This is a genomic window from Variovorax fucosicus (assembly GCF_030316825.1).
Classification (GTDB): Bacteria; Pseudomonadota; Gammaproteobacteria; order Burkholderiales; family Burkholderiaceae_C; genus Variovorax; species Variovorax fucosicus.
Map to the genome: position 1 here is coordinate 849,208 of NZ_JASZYU010000003.1, position 19,299 is coordinate 868,506.

Here is a 19,299-nt window from a genome sequence, read left to right on the forward strand (position 1 = left end):
GCAGGTCAGTAGTCCAGCCACTCCATGGGGCCGATCAGCGCGCCGCCCGCCAGGCGCTCCAGCAGTGCCGTGAGCACGTCGATGTTGTTGTCGAAGGAGCCATGCGTGGCCTGCACCTGGTTGCCCTCGCGCGTATTGCGCACACGCGGCGGCTGCAGAACATCGAGCAGCCCCTGCGCCGCGCCCGGCCAGGTGGCAAGCCATTGCTGCACGAAAGGCAGCGCGCCCACATCCCATTGCTCGTCGTCGTTCGCGTAGGCCGGATTCAACGCGCGCTCCATGCCCAGCAGGGGCTGCTTGCGCAGATCGTCGAGCGCGCGGGACACCAGGTACAGCAGGGACTTGCCATACGCCGGCACGCGCGGCGTCGGCAGGCCGTCCTTCTTTTCGTTGGCGTCCGACAGCACGTGCAGGCGCAACTGCCGCAGATCGAGTGCACCGGCCAGCGCGGCCGGCAGGTAGTGCCCGACCGCGAACTGCGACGAGCAGGCGGGCGCAAACAGCGTGCAGCTTGCGGCCTGCAGCGCTGCGGCAGCACCGGCCTGCGCATTGAGCGCGACCATGCGGTCCAGCAGGTGGCCGAGCAGGATCGCGCCGGCCGAGTGGCCGACCAGGTGCAGTTCCAGCGCACTGCCCTGTGCCTGCAGTCGCGTGGCCAGCGCCGCCAGTTGGCGCGACAGCAAGTCGAGGCCGTGGCCGGCCGATGCGCTGGCGGCCGCGTTGTCCCGCATCTGGCTCCAGACGCCCTTGCCGAGCACGAAGGCCAGGGCCTCGATGGCGCGATCCTTGGCATCGCCGAGTGCATCGAGCAGGCCCGCGGCGCGCTCGGCCTCGACGCCGAAGAGCTTGCGCATCCAGTCCTGCGCCATGCCGGCCAGGGTTTCGCCGGCACCGGTCTTCCATGTCAGAAACAGCGGATAGACGCCGTTGGCCAGAAAGTACGGCGCCAGCACGCGGATGCGGCGGATCGACTCCTCTTCGTTATTGAGGCCGCCGTGGGCATAGACCGCCAGCTTGAGTTTGCGCATCGCCGGTTGCTGCCCGGCCAGCCAGGCCAGCGGCCGCTCGCACACGATCTCCTGCGCAAGGCCATCGCGGTCGCTGGCGGCACGCGTGAAGTCGGTCGGCACCAGTTCGCCATCATTGCCGGTGACCAATGTGAGCTCGTAGGCCTGCGCCGTGGTCAGCGGCTCGTAGGCCGGCTGCAGGAAGCTGTGATCCACCGGCCAGGGATCGTCGGCCGGATTATTCGGCGCGCGCGTGAACCGGTCGAGCGCATTGAGCGACTGGCCCGAAGCCACGCGAAAGGCCGAGGCATGCAGGGGACGCAGCCGCCGTCCCTTGTCGCGCGTCAACGCCAGCGGCACGCCGAGCGCGCAGGCCCAGGCATCGGTGCCGTGCGCCACCCAGTCTTCGTAGGGCAGCACCGCGAATCCCGCTGCGCCCCAGCGCCCGCCCCACGAGTTCTGGACCACGAAGCCGCGCTCGTTGTAGCCGACCAGCGCAAAGGCGTGCCCGCCGAGCTTGCGCGGATCGGCCGGCGCAGGAATCCCGGGCAGATCGTCGTGCTTCGTGGGCGGCGCCGTTGCGCGGCTCCGCGCCAGCGTGGTCCACCCATCGTGCACGCCGGCCGAGACATAGACTGCACCGATGTTGACGATGGCGGCCTGCAGATCCACCACCGATGCACTGGCGACCCGGTAGTAAACGCCCAGCGGCCGCCGCGCCGCATCGACATCCCAGCCGGCCAGCGGACGCACGAAACCGGCTCCGGAATACGGCCAGTTCTCTGCGCTGCACACCCCGTGCTTGTGCCAGCCCTTGAGCGCGCCACGGCAGCTAGAGCCTTCGTAGTCGTCGCCCGGCCATTCGTCATAGCGCTTGGCCAGCTCATAGAACATGCGCGGGCTCACGGGCAGGAAGGGTTTTTTGCTCCCGCTGGCGTGGTGCCCGACCCACAACAGGTAGTTGGCGACACAGGCCAGGCCAAAGCCGGTGCAGGCGCCTTCCCGGCCCTGGTCCAGCACCAGCCCCTCCTGGACATAGCTCGAAATGAACCGCGTCACATCGGCTTGTGCGGGGAAGCAGGCCGGCAGCGAACGCAGGGGTGGGCGATACGGCAGGTCGCGAAAGTCAAGCCGGTCGGGCCGCGCATCGAGCAGACGGCCGGGCACGGCCGGAACGTTGGAGGCCACCACGGTTGCGGATGTGCCGGCCGCTGCGGGTGCCTTGGCAGTGCGGGCGCGTGGCCCGGAACGGGATCGATTCGATGTGGCCATCTTTCCTCCTCCCACGCCAAGCGGCGGCGGGCCGCCATGATGGCGGCACGGTGCCGCCGTGCCTATACGACGGACGCCATAGGAGACAGGCCGGCGCCGGGCAATCAGCCGGCCAGCGCGCTGGCGTGATCCGACGCGTAACGCTCGAGCGAGCGCGGCGGCCGGCCGGTCAGCACCTCGACGCCGTCGCTCACCGGCGCAGTGGCCCCTTCCCGCACCGCCGAGAACAGTCCCGCCAGCATGCGCCCGTAGACCTCGGGCAGCCCGACACCCTGCAGCATCGCGACGAACGCGTCGTCGCTGATCGGCGTGTAGCGGATGGGCCGCCCTGCCGCGCGCGACAAGACTGCGGCCGCCTCGCGGTAGCCGAGCGCCTGTGGCCCGGTCAGTGTGAAGGCCTGGCCGTCGAAGCGATCGGTGGTCAACGCGGCCGCAGCGCTGGCGGCGATGTCGCGCGCATCGATGAAGCTCGACGCGCCCTCGCCTGCCGGCAGGGCAAGTTCGCCCTGCGCGACCGCCGCCCCCCAGAGCATGTGGAAGTTGTCCGAGAACCAGTTGGGCCCCAGGATCACCCAGGGCGTGCCCGAGGCTTCGAGCGCGCGCTCGACCTTGCGATAAGGGTTGTGCTCGTCGGCCGCCACCCCCATGACCGACTGCATCACCACCTTGACGCCACGCGCCGCCGCGAAGGCGATGACCGGCAGCAGGTAGGCCTCGACCTCGAGGCTGTCGGAGGGCATCACCATGTAGATGCGGTTCACGCCCTCGAAGGCCGGCGCGAAAGTGGCCGGATCGGTGTAGTCGAACCGCACCGCCTCGGCCCCTTCGAATTCGCGCGCGCCGCGCGAGGCTGCCTTGACGCTTTCGCCGCGCGCCACCAGATCGGCCACCAGTGGAATGCCGGCGGTGCCGGTGGCACCCAACACGAGAATTTTCTTCATGACAAACCTTTCAGGATTGAAGCAGGACTGAACGAGGTCGCAACGATACGAAGAACGCATCCCTCTTGTAAGTCTGCAGATCGCGAAAGCTTTGTTAAGCTGCACTTCACCATGGACGACCTGAAACGCTTTGCCCTGTTTGCCGAGGTCGTGCGCACCGGTTCGCTGAGCGCGGCGGCACGGCATCTCGGCATCAGCACTTCGGCGGTGAGCCAGCAACTGCGCGCGCTCGAGCAGCGCCACGGCGTGACTCTGCTACACCGCTCCTCGCGCAAGCTCACGCTGACCGAGTCGGGCCGCAACCTGGCCGACCATTGCGAGGCCCTGGTCGCGTCGGCGGCACGGGCCCGTCAGCAACTGATGCTGGCGCGCGATGCGCCTGAGGGCGAGCTGCGCATGTCGGCGCCGGTGGGCTTTGCGCGCTGTGTCGCGCCGGCGCTGGCGCCGCTGCTCGCCGACCATGCGGCCCTCAAGCTGCATCTGGAGATCGACGACCAGATGATCGACCTGATCGACGCGCGCATCGACCTGGCGATCCGCGCCGGCCAGCTGGCCGACTCCAGCTGGAGTGCGCGCCGACTGTGCAACATCGATTACCTGCTGTGCGCCGCACCGGCCTATCTGGTGCGTGCCGGCGCGCCGCGGTCGCCGCGCGATCTGCCCGAGCACGAGTGGCTCACTCCGTCACGTGGCGGCAGGGCCTTGCCATTGCAGATGACCGGCCCCGACGGCGTGCGCGAATCCGTGGAGATCGCACCGCGCATCACGAGCAACAGCCAGATTTCGCTGCAGCAGATGTGTGCATCGGGCCTCGGGCTGGCCTTTGCCGTGAGCACGGATGCGGAAGACGATCTGCGGGCCGGGCGCCTGGTGCGGGTGCTGCCCGAATGGCACGTGCCGCCGATGCCGCTGTGGGCCGTAACGCCGCAGCGTGATGCGCAGCCGGCCAAGGTGCGCCACGTGATCGCGGCGCTGCAGAACTATCTGCTCACGCTGCCGGGTGCGACGGCTTAGGAGTTGCGCTCTGGCGGGATCAGGGCGGCGGGGCACGCTGCTCCGCGAATGTCCCCCGGGCTTCGCCCTCCTCCTTTATTTCGCTGCGCAGCGTGCCCCACCGCCCTGATCCTGGACGCGGCGTGACTGTTCGCGCTGAACATTCAGAGCGTGCCCTGGCCGATGGCGGTGGGTGGCCCCTGCAGCGAAATAAAGGAGGAGGCCGCAGGCCGGGGGACATTCGCGGAAGGGGCCACCCGCCGCCAGCGGCCTACCCACCGCTTCAAGGCTTCAGGGCTTCAAGGCTTCAAGGCTTCTGAAACAGCTTCAACACACTGGAGAAGTCCAGCCCGCCATGCCCCGCAAGGCTGTGCGCCGCATACAGATTGCGCGCCATGCCACCTAACGGCGTCGACGCGCGCACGGCCGCGGCGTTCTCCTGCGCAAGCCCAAGATCCTTCAGCATCAGATCAGTGCCAAAGCCGCCGGCGTAGTTCTTCGACGCGGGCGAGGTCTCCATCACGCCTGGCATCGGGTTGTACTTCTCGAGCGCCCAATTGCCGCCCGAACTGCGCCGCATGATCTCGGACAACACCTTCGCATCGAGCCCGTTGGCCACGCCAAGCGCGAGCGCTTCGGAAGTGCCGATCATCAGGATGCCGAGCAGCATGTTGTTGCAGATCTTGGCCGTCTGGCCGGCACCGGCCGCGCCCGCGTGAAAGATGTTGGCGCCCATCTTTTCGAGCACCGGACGGGCGCGCGCCAGATCCGCCTCGCTGCCGCCGACCATGAAGGTCAGCGTGCCGGCGACGGCGCCACCGGTACCGCCCGAGACGGGCGCATCGATCGCGGCAATGCCGCGCTTGGCAGCCGCCTCCGCCACCTTGCGCGAGGTCGCGGCGGCAATGGTGCTGCTGTCGATCACCAGCGTGCCGGGCGTGATCTTCTCAAGCAAGCCATCGCTACCGAGGTAGAGCCCTTCGACATGCGCGCTGGCCGGCAGCATGCTGATCACGACCTCGGCGCCCGCCACGGTGGCAGCGGCGGAAGCTGCGATCGGCAGGCCTTCGGCCGCGAACTTCTTGCAGGCCTCGGCCGAGAGGTCGAACGCGCTGAGCGTATGGCCGGCCTTGAGCAGGTTCAGGGCCATCGGGCCGCCCATGTTGCCGAGGCCGATGAATGCGATCTTCATGATGTGTTTGTCTCCGTTGTCTTGGATGTTGTTCAGACCAGCGATACGAGTTCGGGCGCCATCGCGCCGCGAGGGCGCAGGTGGTCTTCGATGAAGGCCGGCGTGATCTCCTCGATCGTGGCCGGGCTCCACTTCGGGTTGCGATCCTTGTCGACCAGCACCGCGCGGATGCCTTCGGCGAAGTCCTTGTGGGCGCAGAAGCCGAGCGAGGCCCAGTACTCCAGGCGAAACACTTCGGCCAGCGACATGCGGTGCACGCGCTGCCAGAGCTCGAAGCTCAAGGCTGCCGAGCTCGGGGCGCCCTTCACGAAGGTCTTGGCAGCCGTCTGCAGCCAGGCGTCGTCGCTTTGCAGCGTGCGCAGGCGGTTTGCGATGTCAAGCAGGTCGTCGCCGGCCATCAGCGCATTGATCGCATCGAAATGCTCACGCACCTTCGATGCCGGTGCCGGGGCGCCCTCGCCCGCCTGCGCGAGGATGCGCGACAGCGCCGCGCGGTCGGCCTTGGCCTCGCCCGTCCACGTCGCGGCGCCGATCGCGTCGAGCACCTGCGCCTTGCGCTCCTGCGGCACCAGAACGTCGGCCAGGCCGCAGAAGATCGCATCGGCCGCGTTGAAGTTGGCGGCGGTGAGCGCGAGGAACAGGCCGACGCGGCCTGGCATGCGGCGCAGGAACCAACTACCGCCCACGTCGGGGTACAGGCCGATGTTGATCTCGGGCATGGCGAGTCGGCTCTGCCCCGTCACCACGCGGTGCGAAGCGCCGGCCATCAAACCGATTCCACCGCCCATCACGATGCCGTGGCCCCAGCAAAGGAACGGTTTCGGAAAGGTGTGGATCAGGTGGTCCAGCTCGTACTCTTCGCCGAAGAAGCGCTCGGCGTACTCGTTGCGTTCGGGGCCGCAATCGAGCAGCGTCCGGTAGAGCTGGCGCAGATCGCCGCCCGCGCAGAAAGCCTTGTCGCCGGCCGCGTGCAACAGCACGCCGACGATGCCCGCATCGGCAGCCCATTCGCGCAGCTTCGGCGTGAGCAGCCGCACCATCGCCACCGACAGCGAGTTGAGAGAAGCCGGCACATTGAGCGTCGCGACGCCGAAGCGCTGGCCGCCCGCCGTCTTGATCTCGGAAAACACAACCACGTCATCGCTCATCGAATGTCACTCTCGCCTTCTAGCAGCTTGCGCGCAACGATCACACGCATGATTTCATTGGTGCCTTCGAGGATCTGGTGCACGCGCGTGTCGCGCACCAGCCGCTCCAGCGGGAATTCGCTCAGGTAGCCATAGCCGCCGTGCAGTTGCAGCGCGTCGTTACAGACGGTGAAGCCGGCGTCGGTGGCAAAACGCTTGGCCATCGCGCAATAGGTGCTCGCATCGGCATGGCCGGCGTCGAGCTTGCTCGCCGCCAGCCGCACCATCTGGCGCGCCGCCACGAGTTCGGTCGCCATGTCGGCCAGCTTGAACTGCAGCGCCTGGTTGCTCGCGAGCGGCTTGCCGAACTGCTGGCGCTCGTGCAGGTAACGACGCGCGGCATCGAGCGCGCCCTGCGCCGCGCCGACCGAGCAGGTCGCGATGTTGATTCGGCCGCCGTCGAGCCCCTTCATCGCGATGCGGAAGCCCTCGCCTTCGCTGCCGAGCAGGTGGTCGGCCGGAACGTGCACGTTGTCGAAGTTGACGGTGCGCGTGGGCTGGCTGTTCCAGCCCATCTTGTGTTCCTTCTTGCCATAGCTCACGCCCGGCGCATCGGCCGGCACCGCGAGTGCCGAGATGCCGCCCGCGCCGCCACCGCCGGTGCGCGCCATGAGCACCAGCACATCGGTCGCACCCGCGCCCGAGATGAAGGCCTTGCCGCCGTTGATGACGTACTCGCCACCCTGCAGTTCAGCCCGCGTCTTGAGCGAGCCCGCGTCGGAGCCTGCGCCCGGTTCGGTGAGGCAATAGGAGGCGAGCTTGCGCCCGCTCGTCAGCTCTGCGCCCCACTTCGCTCGCACGGCTTCGCTGCCCCAGGTGCCAAGCATCCAGGTCGCCATGTTGTGGATCGTGATGAAGGCGGTGGTCGACGGGTCGACCGCCGCCAGCTCCTCGAACACCAGCGTGGCATCGAGGCGCGGCAGCGCGAGGCCGTCGATGCTTTCGGGCGCGTAGAGGCCGCAGAACCCCAGTTCGCCGGCCTTGGCGATCGCCTCTCTCGGAAAGATCGCCTCGGCATCCCAGCGCGCTGCATGCGGCGCGAACTCGGCTAAAGCGAAGTCCCGGGCGGTTTGTGCAAAGGCGCGCTGCTCTTCAGAAAGTTCGAAGTCCATTCAGCCGAGGTTACTTGAGGCTGATGGTGGTGTTGACGCCGTGCGACACCGTGCTGTCGTCGAACCAGCGCGCCGTGATGGTCTTGGTCTGCGTGTAGAACATGATCACCTGCTTGCCGTAGGGCCCAAGGTCGCCGAGCTTGGAAGCGCGCGAACCGGTGAACGAGAACATCGGTACCGGCACCGGGATCGGCACGTTGATGCCGACCTGACCGACGTCGATGTCTTCCTGGAAGCGGCGTGCCGCCGCACCCGACTGCGTGAAGATCGCGGTGCCGTTGCCGTTCGGGTTGGCGTTGATCATCTCGATCGCCTCGTCGATGGTTTCGGCATTCGACAGGCACAGCACCGGGCCGAAGATTTCCTGGTCGTAGATCGTCATGCCGGGCTTCACGTCGGCGAACACGGTCGGGCCGATGAAGTTGCCCTTCTCGTAGCCGGGCACGGTCGGCTTGCGGCCGTCGAGCGCGAGCGTCGCGCCATCGGCCACGCCGCGTTCGATCAGGCTGTTGACGCGGTCGTAGGCGGCGCACGACACCAGCGGCCCCACGTCCACACCCTTCTCGGTGCCGGCGCCGATCTTCAGCGTCTGCGCCTTGGCGACCAGTTCGGGCACCCACTTTTGCGCGTCGCCCACCAACACCGCAACCGACACCGCCATGCAGCGCTGGCCCGCGGCACCGAAGCTTGCGCCGGCCAATGCGTTGAGGGTCTGCTCCTTGTTGGCATCGGGCATGACGATGGCGTGGTTCTTCGCGCCCATCATGCATTGCACGCGCTTGCCGGTCGGGATGGCGCGGTTGTAGACGTGCGTGCCGACCTTGGTCGAGCCCACGAAGCTGATCGCCTTGATGTCCTTGTGGTCGCAGATCGCATTGACCACGGCTTCGCCGCCGTGGACGACGTTGAGCACGCCGGGCGGGATGCCGGCTTCGAGCGCGAGCTCGCACAGGCGCATGGTGACCATCGGATCCTGCTCGGACGGCTTCAGCACGAAGGTGTTGCCGGTGACGATCGCCATCGGGAACATCCACAGCGGAATCATCGCGGGGAAGTTGAATGGCGTGATGCCGGCGCACACGCCGAGCGGCTGCAGCAGCGTGTAGGTGTCGACTCCGTTGGCCACGTTGTTGGCCAGCTCGCCCAGCTGCAGGTTGCCAATGGCCGATGCATGCTCCACCACTTCGAGCCCGCGGAACACGTCGCCTTCGGCATCGGGCAGGGTCTTGCCCTGCTCGGCCGTGAGGATCGCGGCCAGCTCGGCCATGTTCTCGCGGATCAGTTGCTGGTACTTCAGGAAGATGCGCGCACGCGCGCCGATCGGCGTCTTGCGCCAGGTCTTGAAGGCTTCCTTGCCCGAGGCCACGGCCGCATCGACTTCGGCCGGCGTCGCGAACGGCACCCTGGCCAGCACCTGCTGCGTGGCCGGGTTGACGACATCGCGCCATTCGGTGGTCTTGGATTCGACGAACTTGCCGTCGATCAGCAGCTTGACGGTGGCGACGGTTGTCGCGGGGGTGGTGGTGGCGTCCATGAATTTGTCTCCTGGGGGGTGGGTCGCGTATGTCGCGTATGTCGAAATGGCAATGCAGCCGGGCATCCTAGCTTTGCAGATTTGCATTAGCAATAGACAAATACGCACCGTCAATCTGCATAATTGCAAACCATGGATTGGGACAACCTGCGCTTCTTTCTCGAGCTCGCGCGCTCCGGCACGCTGCAGAGCGCCGCGCGCCGGCTGGAGGTCGACCACACCACGGTCGCGCGGCGCATCCAGGCGCTCGAAAAGCAGGTCGGCACGCCGCTGTTCTCGCGCGAAGCCGACGGGCACCGGCTGACCGAGGCGGGCCGCCGCCTGCAGCCGCAGGTCGAAGCGATGGAAGCGGCGTCTCTCACCGTCGAAAGCACCACGCCTGCGTCGGAGCAAGGCCTGTCGGGCCTGGTGCGCATCGGCGCGACCGAGGGCTTCGGCACCATCGTGCTGGCACCGCGGCTCGCGCTGTTCGCGGGACAGCACCCCAAGCTCGTGATCGACCTGCTCGCGATGCCGCGGCTGGTGCACCTGTCGCGCCGCGAGGCCGACATCGTGATCTCGCTGGAGCGCCCGGCGCGCGGCCCGGTGGTGGTGACCAAGCTCACCGACTACACGCTGCGCCTCTATGCGTCGAAGCAATACCTGGCGCAGCACAGCGCCATCAGGACGCGCGAAGACCTGCGCGGCCACACCTTCATCAGCTACGTGGACGACCTGCTGTTCAGCAAGGAGCTGCAGTACCTCGACGAGCTGTACCGCCCCGACGCCTTTGCGCTGCGCAGCACCAGCGTGCTGGCGCAGTACCAGGCAACAGCAGCAGGGGCCGGCATCGCGGTGCTGCCGGCCTTCATTGCCGACCGCGACAAGTCATTGAAGCCACTGCTGCCGACGCAAGCCAATTTCACGCGCACCTTCTGGATGTCGATGCCGGCCGAGACCAAGCACCTGGCGCGCATGCGGGCGGTGTGGGAGTTCTTGCGGGAAACGGCGGCAGCGCAACGCGATGTGCTGATCCGGGACCAGGCCTAGGGGCGGCCTGCCCGCTCAGGGCCAGACCGGCGCACTGCTGCCGGGCGGCATCGACGGCCGCGGCCAGCCAGCAGGCGTGCGCGCGAGCAGCGCACTGTGGCGCACGGCCAGCAGGCGCCCGAAGCCCGAGTCGGACGGCTCCAGCCAGGGCTCCACCGGCGGGCGGGCCTGCGTCAGCCCATCGGCCACACGCCCGAGCCCGCGCAGCCATTGGCCGGTTTGTGCCAGCGACACCTGCACATGCCAGCTGCCGCCCTCGCGCTGCTGGCGGCAGAGCGCCGCTGCCGCGCCGAAGGCCATCAGGTAGCCGGTCGCTTCATCGAGGATCTGCATCGGCATCGGGCGCGGCTTGGCCGCATCGCCGGCTGCCTCGCCTTCGGCATGGTTGAAACCCATCGCGGTCTGCACCAGTGAATCGAAGCCGCGGCGCGTGGCCCAGGGGCCCTGCGTGCCGTAGGCGGTGAGCGAGACGTACACGATGCCCGGCCGCGCCTGTGCCAACGCTGCGGGCCCGAAGCCCAGCTCGGAAAGGCCGCCCGGCCGGTAGCCCTGGGTGAACACGTGCGCATCGCCGACCAGGTGCCGGAGCGTCGCGCGCCCGGCGTCGGTCTTCAGGTCGACGTGCGCCGACAGCTTGCCGCGGCTGGTATCGGCAATCGCCTCGATGTTCGGCAACACCGGTGAATTGACCAGCATCACATCGGCGCCATGGGCGGCGAGCGCCTTGCCGCCCACCGGGCCGGCCAGGATGCGCGTGAGATCGAGCACGCGCACGCCGGTCAGCGGGCGCGCGTCCTCGCGCAACGGCGGCAGCGCCAGCGGCGGTGCATCGCCGATGCGGTCGATGGTGAACAAGGGCTGCGCGGCTATGGCCTGGCCCTGCGGCGTGGCGTCCCATTGGTCGAACCGGCGCAATGCGGTGGTCACCAGTTGGCGTTGCGCCGCGGCTTCCTCGAAGTCGAGCGCACGCCAGTTCAGCAACGCGGCTTCGGCATCGCTGCGCTTCGCAGTGGCGGCGTCGAGCCCCAACAGCCGCAACGCACCCTCGCGGTGGTGCGCAAAGTTGGCATGGATGCGCACATGGCCGTCGGCGCAGCGGTACAGGCCCGAGAACGCATCCCACGGATCAGGCACGCGGCCATCGAGGCTGAACCAGCCGGTGCATTCGACGGCGGCGTGCAGCATGTCGACCGCCACCTGCTGGCGCGGCATGCCGCGCACATGGCCCAGTTCGCAGGCCGCCAGCGCCGCGGCGGCGATGGTGCTTTGGGCGGCAGTGCCGACCGCGAAGGACGAAGGAAAAACAGGATCGGCGCCGGCGAGTTGTGCGAAGGCAAGTGCCTCGGAGGGCATGCCACCCCGTTGCCACAACCCGGCCAGCGCTTCCATCACTGGATCAGCTTTGCACCTGTCTTGGCCTGCAGCGCATCGAAGCTCACGCCCGGGGCGAGCTCGATCACCTTGAGCCCTTGCGGCGTCACGTCCATCACGGCCAGGTCGGTGATGATGCGGTCGACCACGCCCACGCCCGTCAGCGGCAGGGTACAGGCCTCGAGGATCTTCATGTCTTCGGTGCCGTCCTTCTTCTTGGCGACGTGTTCCATCAGGATGATCACGCGCTTGACGCCCGCCACGAGGTCCATCGCGCCGCCCATGCCCTTGACCATCTTGCCGGGGATCATCCAGTTGGCCAGGTCGCCCTTGCTGCTGACCTGCATCGCACCGAGGATGCTGAGGTTGATCTTGCCGCCGCGGATCATGGCGAAGCTGTCGTGGCTGCCGAAGATCGCGCTGCCGGGCAACGTGGTCACGGTTTGCTTGCCGGCGTTGATCAGGTCGGCGTCGACCATGTCTTCGGTCGGAAACGGGCCGATGCCGAGCATGCCGTTCTCGCTCTGCAGCCACACTTCCTTGTCGCCGGTGTGGTTGGCCACCAGCGTCGGGATGCCGATGCCGAGGTTCACGTAGAAGCCGTCTTCGAGCTCTTGCGCCGCGCGGGCGGCCATTTGGTCTTGCGTCCAGGGCATCTCAGACTCCTTCTTTCTTGCCCGCGGGCACTTTGGGAACAGGCACTTCGTCGATGACCGCAGCCTGCGCGATTACGGCCTGCGCCTCGACCTTCGCTGCGGCGGCATCCACCGGCGCAGCCGCGCTCACGGTGCGCTTCTCGATGCGCTTTTCGGGGGTGGCGTTCAGCACGATGCGGTGCACGTAGATGCCGGGCAGGTGGATGTCATCGGGCGCCAGCTCGCCGACTTCGACGATCTTCTCGACCTCGACGATGCAAACCTTGCCGGCCATTGCAGCGGCCGGGTTGAAGTTGCGCGCCGTCAGGCGAAAGCGCAGGTTGCCGGACTTGTCGGCCACATCGGCCTTGACCAGCGCCACGTCGGGCACCAGCGAGCGTTCCATCACGTAGGTTTCGCCATCGAACTCGCGCAGCTCCTTGCCTTCGGCCACTTGCGTGCCGACACCGGTCTTCGTGAAGAAGGCCGGAATGCCGGCGCCACCGGCGCGCAGCTTTTCTGCCAGCGTGCCCTGCGGCGTGAACTCGAGCTCGAGTTCGCCTGCGAGGTACTGGCGCTCGAACTCCTTGTTCTCGCCGACATAGCTCGCGACCATCTTCTTGATCTGGCGCGTTTCGAGCAGCTTGCCGAGGCCGAAGCCGTCGACGCCCGCGTTGTTCGAAATGCAGGTGAGGTTCTTGACGCCCGAATCGTGCAGCGCATCGATCAGCGCCTCGGGAATGCCGCACAGGCCGAAGCCGCCGACCGCAAGCGTCTGGCCGTCGGCCACGACACCCTTCAGTGCCGCGTCGGCGGAGGGATAAATCTTGTTCACCATGGCTTGTGATCCTCGCTCGGTGATGGTTGATGGAAAGAGACAGAGACGATACTACGTAGTCATATACGTAGTATTTCGTAATGGACACACCCGACATCGATTACCGCCTGGCCTTCGAGCATGCACCCGTCGGCATGGTGCTGTCGCGCAACCGCACGATGGTCGACTGCAATGCAAGGCTGTGCGAGATGTTCGGTGCGGCGCGCGATGCATTGGTCGGCCAGTCGTTTCGCGTGCTGTACCCGAGCGTCGCCGAATTCGAACGCATCGGCAAGCGGATGGAGCCGATTCTGAACGCGAGCGGACGTTATGCGGACAACCGCATGATGAGGCGGCTCGGCGGCCTGCACGGTGCCTTCGCGGGCGAAACCTTCTGGTGCCACGTGACGGGCCACGCGCTGAACCGCGCCGCGCCGCACGAGGCCGGCATCTGGACATTCGAAGACCTGGGTTCGCGCCGCTCGGTCAAGGCCGAGCTCACGCCGCGCGAGCGCGAAGTTGCCGCGCAGGTGATGCAGGGCCTCACCTCCAAGCAGATCGGCCGCGCGCTCGCGATCAGCCACCGCACCGTCGAACTGCACCGCGCCAAGCTCATGCGCAAGTACAGTGCGAACACCACGGCCGAACTCGTGCAGAAGCTGCTGACCGGTTGACCGCACCAAGGAGACATCGATGCCGAACTTCCCTGCCGCATTGCGCGGCACGGCCGCTGCATTCGCGGCGCTCGCCCTCACCGCCTGCTCGCTGCCCGGCACCGCTCCGCCCCGCGTGGCGCGCGCCGCACCACCGCCTACCGACTGCACGGCCTGGGTCGGCACGGACCGCGATGCCGAGATCCCAGGCTACCTGCTGGCGAAGAGCGGCGGTGGCACCGTGTGCGTGCCGTTCCTGCAGACCGCCAACCAGGCGCCGGCTGGCTACGCCGGCAGCGACTTTTACGTCGACGAGTTCACCGACGCCAAGCTCAAGGCACGCTGGGCCGCCTGCAAGGCCGACGCAGCCTGCTTCAAGCGCATCGATGCGCAGATGCAGCGCTGGCTGCCGCCCAACAAGGAGCGCGCGACGCGCTCGACCGGGGTGGTCGACCCGTCGGGCAAGATCGACCCGGATGGCCTGGTCGACCTGAAGCAGATCCGGCGGCCGGCCTTCTTTGCCAAGGCGCCTTACAACGAGGCCATCGCGCAGGCCGATGCGCGCACCTCGATCGTCGAGTTCACCGCGCCGCGCGATGCCTTCGAACGCATCGACCTGAACATGCGCGACCTGATCAAGCTGCGCGGCTGGTACATCGAAGGCGCAGGTGTGGACGACGGCAAGGGCGGCAAGGTGCGCGCACTGGTGCTGTTCGCGCCGGGCGGCGGCGGGCAGCTCACGGCCATCCAGCATCCGGACGAGAAGAGCTACCGCATCGATGCGGCCACCGGCAAGACCGTCGGCATCCGCTTCCCGAACGCAACCACCGAAACCATGGGCCAGCGCTGGTACCGCGAGAACCTGCAGGCGCTGAACCAGGCCGGCTTCGACGTGCTGGCCTACGACCGGCGCGGCGAGGGCTTGTCGGGCGGCTTCAGCGACACCAACACGCTGGAACAAGGCGAAGACGTGTTCCGCGTGCTTGAGCAGCTCGAAAGCGGCAACGGCCTGCGCCTGCTCACGCCCACCGGCCAACTGCTCGAAGGCCCGGCCGCGGGCGGCCGGCTGCTGGCGGGCATGAAGGCGAACCAGATCCCGATCGTGCTCGGCGGCTACTCGCGCGGCTCGATGTCCACTGCCTGGGCCATGACGAAGAACTTCTCGGCCTCGTGCAGCTACGACATGCCGACTGCCACGTGCACGCCTGCGAAAGGGCTGAAGAACATCAAGGGCGCGATTCTGCTGTCGTCGTTCGCGAGCGGTGCGGGCTACATCGGCGTGTCGCCCGACCTCGGCGACCGCAACCTGTTCCTCGGCGGCATGGCGGCGGACCACCACATCGTGTTCTATCCCAACTCCGCGACGCTCGCCGGCATGGACAAGTGGCCGGCGGCGTTCTTCGGCAAAGGCCTCTGGGATCGCGCAGAAACGGTGGAAGGCACCATTGCCGCCTACGACCGCATCCGCGGCCCGAAGGAGATCGTGGTGGCGCGCGGGCCGCACTCGATCGAGACCTGGCCGGAGCCGGACCTGCGCCACCTGCGGGAGCGCATGGTGGTGTTCGCCCGGGCCGCGGTCACCGGCGCCGACAGTGTGCCCGGCGCCAAACCCTGGGCCGATCTGAAGCAACTGATTGCAACCACGCCGGACTCGTGGGAGCCCTCTTCCGCACCCCGGCCGACGGGCCGATGACCGTATGGCCAGCATGGGGTGATCACCTACAGAAATGCGCCCGGCGTCGGACCAATATGGTTTGCATGACACACACCAAACTCATCGTGCGCGAACCTGCACCGGGTTCGTTTTTCTGGGCCTTGATGGAGTCCGACGAACGCGGCGCCGTGCTCAAACGCGAGCTCGAATCCGCCGACATGGAATCCGACTCCTACGAGGCCGCACTGGCTGCCGGCACGCGCGCGCTGCGGCGCATGAAAGAGCGCGAAGCCACCCCGCATTGAGGCGGTTGTTCAGCCGGCCTTGCGAAAGGTCAGGTTGACGCGGCAGTGTCCGGTCAGCGGATGCTCGCCGTCCTTGAGCGGCAGGATGCCGTGATGGCTGAGCCGTGCGGGGCCGCCCCACACGACCACGTCGCCATGCGCCAGCGGCACCCGCATCGCTTTTTCGGCGCGCTCGATGCCGCCGAACAAGAACACCGCGGGCAGGCCCAGCGACACCGACACGATCGGCTGGCGGAAGTCGCGCTCGTCGCGATCCTGGTGCAGCGACAGGCGCGCGCCGGGGTCATAGCGGTTGACCAGGCAGGCGTCGGGCTCGAAACCCTGGAAGCCTGCCTGCGCTGCAGCCGTTGCTGCAAGTTCGCGAAAGGACGCCGGCAGCGCCGGCCACGGCCGGCCGGTGTCGGGGTCGATCGGGTCATAGCGGTAGCCGCGTCGATCGGACAGCCAGCCCAACGTACCGCAGTTGGTCATGGCCACGGACATCCGGAAACCGCCGGGCGTGACCAGGTGACGCCACGGCGATACCGCGAGCACGGCGTCCAGGTCGCCCAGCAGCTGCGGCGCTGCACCGGTTGCAAAGCCGCGCAACAGCACGGCACCCGGCTGCAGCGGCATCTGCGCGCCCTCCTCGGCTTCGAACAGGTCACGCATCGTGCTCAAGCCGCATCGTGAAAGATGACGCCGGCCGTTTGCCGGTGCCCCGAGCGCACACGGCTCACGCCGTGCCGCAGGTTCACGCGGTAGGTGCCGCGCGTGCCCTGCACCGGACGGTGGTGCACTGCAATGACGGCCGCATCGCCCTGCCGCAGCGGCAGCACCATCGGACGCGACTGCATGCGCGGACGTTGCTCGGTCATGACGAACTCGCCGCCGGTGAAGTCGCGGCCCGGCTCCGACAGCAGCACCACCACCTGCAGCGGAAACACGTGCTCGCCATACAAGTCCTGGTGCAGGCAGTTGTAGTCGTCCTCGCCGTACTTCAGCAGCAGCGGCGTCGGGCGCAGTTGCCCTGCTGCATGGCAGCGCGCGATGAACTCGGCATGCGTGGGCGGAAAGCGCACCTCGATGCCCATGGCCTGCTGCCAGCGGTTGGCGGTCGGCACCAGCGCGGCATACAACGCCTCGCGCAACCCTGCCACCAGCGCCGGCAACGGATAGGCCAAATACTTGTACTCGCCGCGACCGAAGCCATGCCGCGCCATCACCACACGGCTGCGGAACAGGGCCTCGTCGGCATAGAGTGCGGCCAGTGCCTCGCACTCGGCCGGCGTCAGAAGGCGCTCGATGATGGCGTGGCCCTCGGCGTCGAGCGCGTTGGCCACATCGTCCCAATCGACGTTCGCCTTCATCGTCATGCCGCGGCCTCGCGCTGCAGCAGTTCGCGCTTGCGTTCCACGCCCCAGCGGTAGCCCGACAGCGCGCCGTCGTTGCGCACCACGCGGTGGCACGGGATCACCACCGCGATCGGGTTGGCGCCGCAGGCCTGCGCCACGGCGCGCTGCGCGTTCGGTGCGCCGATGCGCGCGGCGATGTCGGAATAGCTCACCGTTTCGCCGGAGGGCACCGCGCGCAGCGCCTGCCATACGCGCTGCTGAAACGCGGTGCCGCGCACGTCGAGCGGCAAGTCCAGCCCGCGCGCGGGCGCTTCGACGAATCCGACCACCTGCGCCACGAGCCGGTCGAACGCCGGGTCGTCGCCGGTCAGCCGCGCCTGCGGAAAGCGGTCCTGCAACTCACGCGCGAGCGCATCGGGGTCGTCGCCCAGCGCGATCGCACACACGCCACGTTCGCTGCGCGCCACCAGGATCGCGCCGAGCGCGCACTGGCCAATGGCAAAGCGGATGTCGGTGTCGACGCCGCCCGCGCGGAACGCGGTGGGCGTCATGCCGAGCACGCCGTCGGACTCTTCGTAGAAGCGGCCGTTGGAGTTGTAGCCCGCGTCGTAGATCGCATCGGTCACCGTGTCGCTACGGCCGAGCGCAGCACGCACGCGCTGGGCACGGTGCGCCGCGCCATAGGCCCTGGGCGTGAGGCCCGTGACCTCCTTGAACACGCGGTGCAGGTGCCAGGTGCTCATGCCGGCGCGCTGTGCCAGCGCGTCGAGCGTCGGTGCCTGCTCCGCCGTTTCGATGAAGCGGCAAAGTCCGGCAACCAGCGCGGCCTGCTGCTCGGCCAGCGGTGCCTGGTCGGGCTTGCAGCGCTTGCAGGGCCGGAAACCCGCACGCTCCGCTTCTGCAGCGCTTGCGTGAAAGGTCACGTTCTCCGGCCGCGCCGGGCGTGCGCCGCAGGAGGGCCGGCAGTAGACGCCGGTGGTCTTCACGGAATAGAAAAACTGCCCGTCGAAACGTGCGTCGCGCGCCGCCACGGCGGCCCAGCGCGGGTCGCTGACGGTGGCGGCTGCCAGCAGTTCTGTGTGGCTCATCATGTTCATCTTGCCCATCCTTTGGTCTTTGTGTGGATCGATGGGTTTGACTTTAGGGATCGACCGCCGGATCGGCACTCCGGTGCTTGCTTTTGAATTCAGCCGGGTCGCTTCATCCGAGAATGGAGGCTGGAAACACGATCTCTCTCGCCCCATGAACTCATCTCCAACCCCGCCCACCCACGGCTCACGCCGCGCGCTGCTGATCGGAGGCAGCCTGGCTGCCGCTGCAGTGGCCGCCGGCGGCTACTGGGTCGGCACCAGCCGCCCCGCCATCGCCCCGGAATCGTTCGCCGGGCTGTCGAACGCATTGCGCACGCTCGAAGCGCTGCGCGCCCAGCCGCTGCAGACCGCCTCGGGCTGGGACATGGCCCAGGTGCTGCACCATGCGGCGCAGAGCATCGAGTACTCGATGGACGGTTTCCCGGCGCCGAAACCCGCGTGGTTTCGCGCCACGGTCGGGCCAGCGGCGTTCGCGGTGTTCTCGGCGCGCGGCCGGATGAACCACGACCTGCACGAGCCGATTCCCGGCGCGCCTGCGATCGCCGCCGGCCAGGCCCTGCTACCGGCGGTGGAGCACGCCATCGAAGCCCTGCAGCGCTTCGACCGGCACAGCGGGCCGCTGGCGCCGCACTTCGCCTACGGCGCGCTGTCGAAGCCGGACTTTGAACGCGCCCACCTGATGCACTTCGCCAACCATTGGCAGCTGGTGCGGCAGGCTTGACGCGTCAGGAGCTCACTTGCCCTTGATCGACACCAGCTCGACTTCGAAGTTGAGCGTGGCGTTGGGCGGAATCACGCCGCCGGCGCCGCGTGCGCCGTAGGCAATGGCCGGCGGGCAGGTCAGCTTGGCCTTGCCGCCCGGCTTCATCTTCTGCACGCCTTCGGTCCAGCAGGGGATCACGGCATTGAGCGGAAACTCGGTCGGCTCGCCGCGCTTGTAGGAGCTGTCGAACTCCTTGCCAGTGTCGGGGAAGGTGCCGCGGTAGTGCACCTTGACAACGTCGGTGGCGGCCGGCGACGCCCCCGTGCCTTCTTTCAGCGACTCATAGACCAGGCCGCTGGCGGTGGTGACGGGCTTGCCCTGGGCCCAGGCCGTCGGCAGCGCCAACACGGAAACAGAAGCAGCGAGCGCGGCGCAGAAGAAAAATCGCATGGGAGACCTTCGGTGAATG

19 protein-coding genes are annotated in these 19,299 nt (G+C 67.9%); 6 read left to right on the forward strand and 13 right to left on the reverse strand.

The genetic code is table 11. From position 1 onward, the window contains the following. Positions 1-5: 5 nt before the first annotated feature. Both QTI05_RS21440 and QTI05_RS21445 read right to left on the reverse strand, forming a co-directional pair. Positions 6-2,279: a C1 family peptidase gene (locus QTI05_RS21440; protein WP_286620798.1), complete on the reverse strand. Its 2,274-nt coding sequence runs from the start codon at positions 2,277-2,279 to the stop codon at positions 6-8. Between the two features lie 104 nt (positions 2,280-2,383). After that, positions 2,384-3,220: an SDR family oxidoreductase gene (locus tag QTI05_RS21445; RefSeq protein WP_286620799.1), complete on the reverse strand. Its 837-nt coding sequence runs from the start codon at positions 3,218-3,220 to the stop codon at positions 2,384-2,386. Between the two features lie 111 nt (positions 3,221-3,331). On the opposite strand from QTI05_RS21445, the gene QTI05_RS21450 reads away from it, so the two are divergent. Next, entirely contained in the window at positions 3,332-4,234 is a 903-nt protein-coding gene (locus QTI05_RS21450) for a LysR family transcriptional regulator (RefSeq protein ID WP_286620800.1), read from the forward strand. Positions 4,235-4,520: 286 nt separating this feature from the next. Here QTI05_RS21450 and mmsB read toward each other — a convergent pair whose 3' ends face one another. From mmsB to QTI05_RS21470, 4 genes are read right to left on the reverse strand one after another with little or no spacing between them, the layout of a single operon-like run. After that, positions 4,521-5,405, reverse strand: coding sequence for a 3-hydroxyisobutyrate dehydrogenase (gene mmsB / locus QTI05_RS21455; protein ID WP_286620802.1), 885 nt, complete (start codon positions 5,403-5,405; stop codon positions 4,521-4,523). Positions 5,406-5,437: 32 nt separating this feature from the next. Beyond that, on the reverse strand, positions 5,438-6,553 hold the full coding sequence (locus QTI05_RS21460; RefSeq protein WP_286620804.1) for an enoyl-CoA hydratase/isomerase family protein: 1,116 nt from the start codon (positions 6,551-6,553) through the stop codon (positions 5,438-5,440). Further along, entirely contained in the window at positions 6,550-7,704 is a 1,155-nt protein-coding gene (locus QTI05_RS21465) for an acyl-CoA dehydrogenase family protein (RefSeq protein ID WP_286620806.1), read from the reverse strand. The genes QTI05_RS21460 and QTI05_RS21465 overlap by 4 nt, the downstream gene beginning before the upstream one ends. Before the next feature lie 10 nt (positions 7,705-7,714). Next, a complete protein-coding gene (locus QTI05_RS21470) occupies positions 7,715-9,238 on the reverse strand; it encodes a CoA-acylating methylmalonate-semialdehyde dehydrogenase (protein WP_286545062.1) in 1,524 nt (507 codons plus the stop codon). Between the two features lie 132 nt (positions 9,239-9,370). Here QTI05_RS21470 and QTI05_RS21475 point away from each other — a divergent pair, with 132 nt between their 5' ends. After that, positions 9,371-10,267 carry a LysR family transcriptional regulator gene (locus tag QTI05_RS21475; RefSeq protein WP_286545064.1) on the forward strand — a complete coding sequence of 299 codons (897 nt, stop codon included), beginning with the start codon at positions 9,371-9,373 and terminating at the stop codon, positions 10,265-10,267. Between the two features lie 15 nt (positions 10,268-10,282). Here the strand turns inward: QTI05_RS21475 and QTI05_RS21480 are convergent, their stop codons facing one another. From QTI05_RS21480 to QTI05_RS21490, 3 genes are read right to left on the reverse strand one after another with little or no spacing between them, the layout of a single operon-like run. Next, positions 10,283-11,656, reverse strand: coding sequence for a CoA transferase (locus QTI05_RS21480; RefSeq protein WP_286620807.1), 1,374 nt, complete (start codon positions 11,654-11,656; stop codon positions 10,283-10,285). After that, the gene (locus tag QTI05_RS21485) at positions 11,656-12,294 is read right to left on the reverse strand and encodes a 3-oxoacid CoA-transferase subunit B (RefSeq protein WP_286620809.1); all 639 of its coding nucleotides are present in this window, start codon (positions 12,292-12,294) and stop codon (positions 11,656-11,658) included. The genes QTI05_RS21480 and QTI05_RS21485 overlap by 1 nt, the downstream gene beginning before the upstream one ends. Before the next feature lies 1 nt (position 12,295). Further along, complete coding sequence (locus QTI05_RS21490; protein ID WP_286621132.1) at positions 12,296-13,108, reverse strand: CoA transferase subunit A; 813 nt, start codon at positions 13,106-13,108, stop codon at positions 12,296-12,298. A gap of 83 nt (positions 13,109-13,191) precedes the next feature. On the opposite strand from QTI05_RS21490, the gene QTI05_RS21495 reads away from it, so the two are divergent. The 3 genes from QTI05_RS21495 to QTI05_RS21505 all read left to right on the forward strand — a co-directional run bounded on the left by QTI05_RS21495 (position 13,192) and on the right by QTI05_RS21505 (position 15,702). Next, on the forward strand, positions 13,192-13,764 hold the full coding sequence (locus QTI05_RS21495; protein ID WP_286620811.1) for a LuxR C-terminal-related transcriptional regulator: 573 nt from the start codon (positions 13,192-13,194) through the stop codon (positions 13,762-13,764). A 19-nt stretch (positions 13,765-13,783) separates the two neighbouring features. Further along, a complete protein-coding gene (locus QTI05_RS21500; RefSeq protein WP_286620813.1) occupies positions 13,784-15,436 on the forward strand; it encodes an alpha/beta fold hydrolase in 1,653 nt (550 codons plus the stop codon). A 65-nt stretch (positions 15,437-15,501) separates the two neighbouring features. Then, positions 15,502-15,702: a hypothetical protein gene (locus tag QTI05_RS21505; protein WP_286545073.1), complete on the forward strand. Its 201-nt coding sequence runs from the start codon at positions 15,502-15,504 to the stop codon at positions 15,700-15,702. Positions 15,703-15,711: 9 nt separating this feature from the next. Here the strand turns inward: QTI05_RS21505 and alkB are convergent, their stop codons facing one another. Genes alkB through ada form a run of 3 tightly spaced genes read right to left on the reverse strand, consistent with a single transcriptional unit; the run spans position 15,712 to position 18,133 of the window. Next, positions 15,712-16,353 carry a DNA oxidative demethylase AlkB gene (alkB, locus tag QTI05_RS21510; protein ID WP_286621133.1) on the reverse strand — a complete coding sequence of 214 codons (642 nt, stop codon included), beginning with the start codon at positions 16,351-16,353 and terminating at the stop codon, positions 15,712-15,714. 5 nt (positions 16,354-16,358) lie between these two features. Then, on the reverse strand, positions 16,359-17,057 hold the full coding sequence (locus QTI05_RS21515) for a 2OG-Fe(II) oxygenase (protein ID WP_286620814.1): 699 nt from the start codon (positions 17,055-17,057) through the stop codon (positions 16,359-16,361). Then, entirely contained in the window at positions 17,054-18,133 is a 1,080-nt protein-coding gene (gene ada / locus QTI05_RS21520; protein WP_286620816.1) for a bifunctional DNA-binding transcriptional regulator/O6-methylguanine-DNA methyltransferase Ada, read from the reverse strand. Before ada ends, QTI05_RS21515 begins: the two co-directional genes overlap by 4 nt. A 145-nt stretch (positions 18,134-18,278) precedes the next feature. On the opposite strand from ada, the gene QTI05_RS21525 reads away from it, so the two are divergent. Beyond that, on the forward strand, positions 18,279-18,848 hold the full coding sequence (locus QTI05_RS21525; RefSeq protein ID WP_286620818.1) for a DUF1569 domain-containing protein: 570 nt from the start codon (positions 18,279-18,281) through the stop codon (positions 18,846-18,848). Between the two features lie 12 nt (positions 18,849-18,860). On the opposite strand, the gene QTI05_RS21530 is transcribed toward QTI05_RS21525, so the two are convergent. Continuing rightward, a complete protein-coding gene (locus tag QTI05_RS21530) occupies positions 18,861-19,280 on the reverse strand; it encodes an FKBP-type peptidyl-prolyl cis-trans isomerase (protein WP_286545079.1) in 420 nt (139 codons plus the stop codon). Between the last annotated feature and the right edge of the window lie 19 nt (positions 19,281-19,299).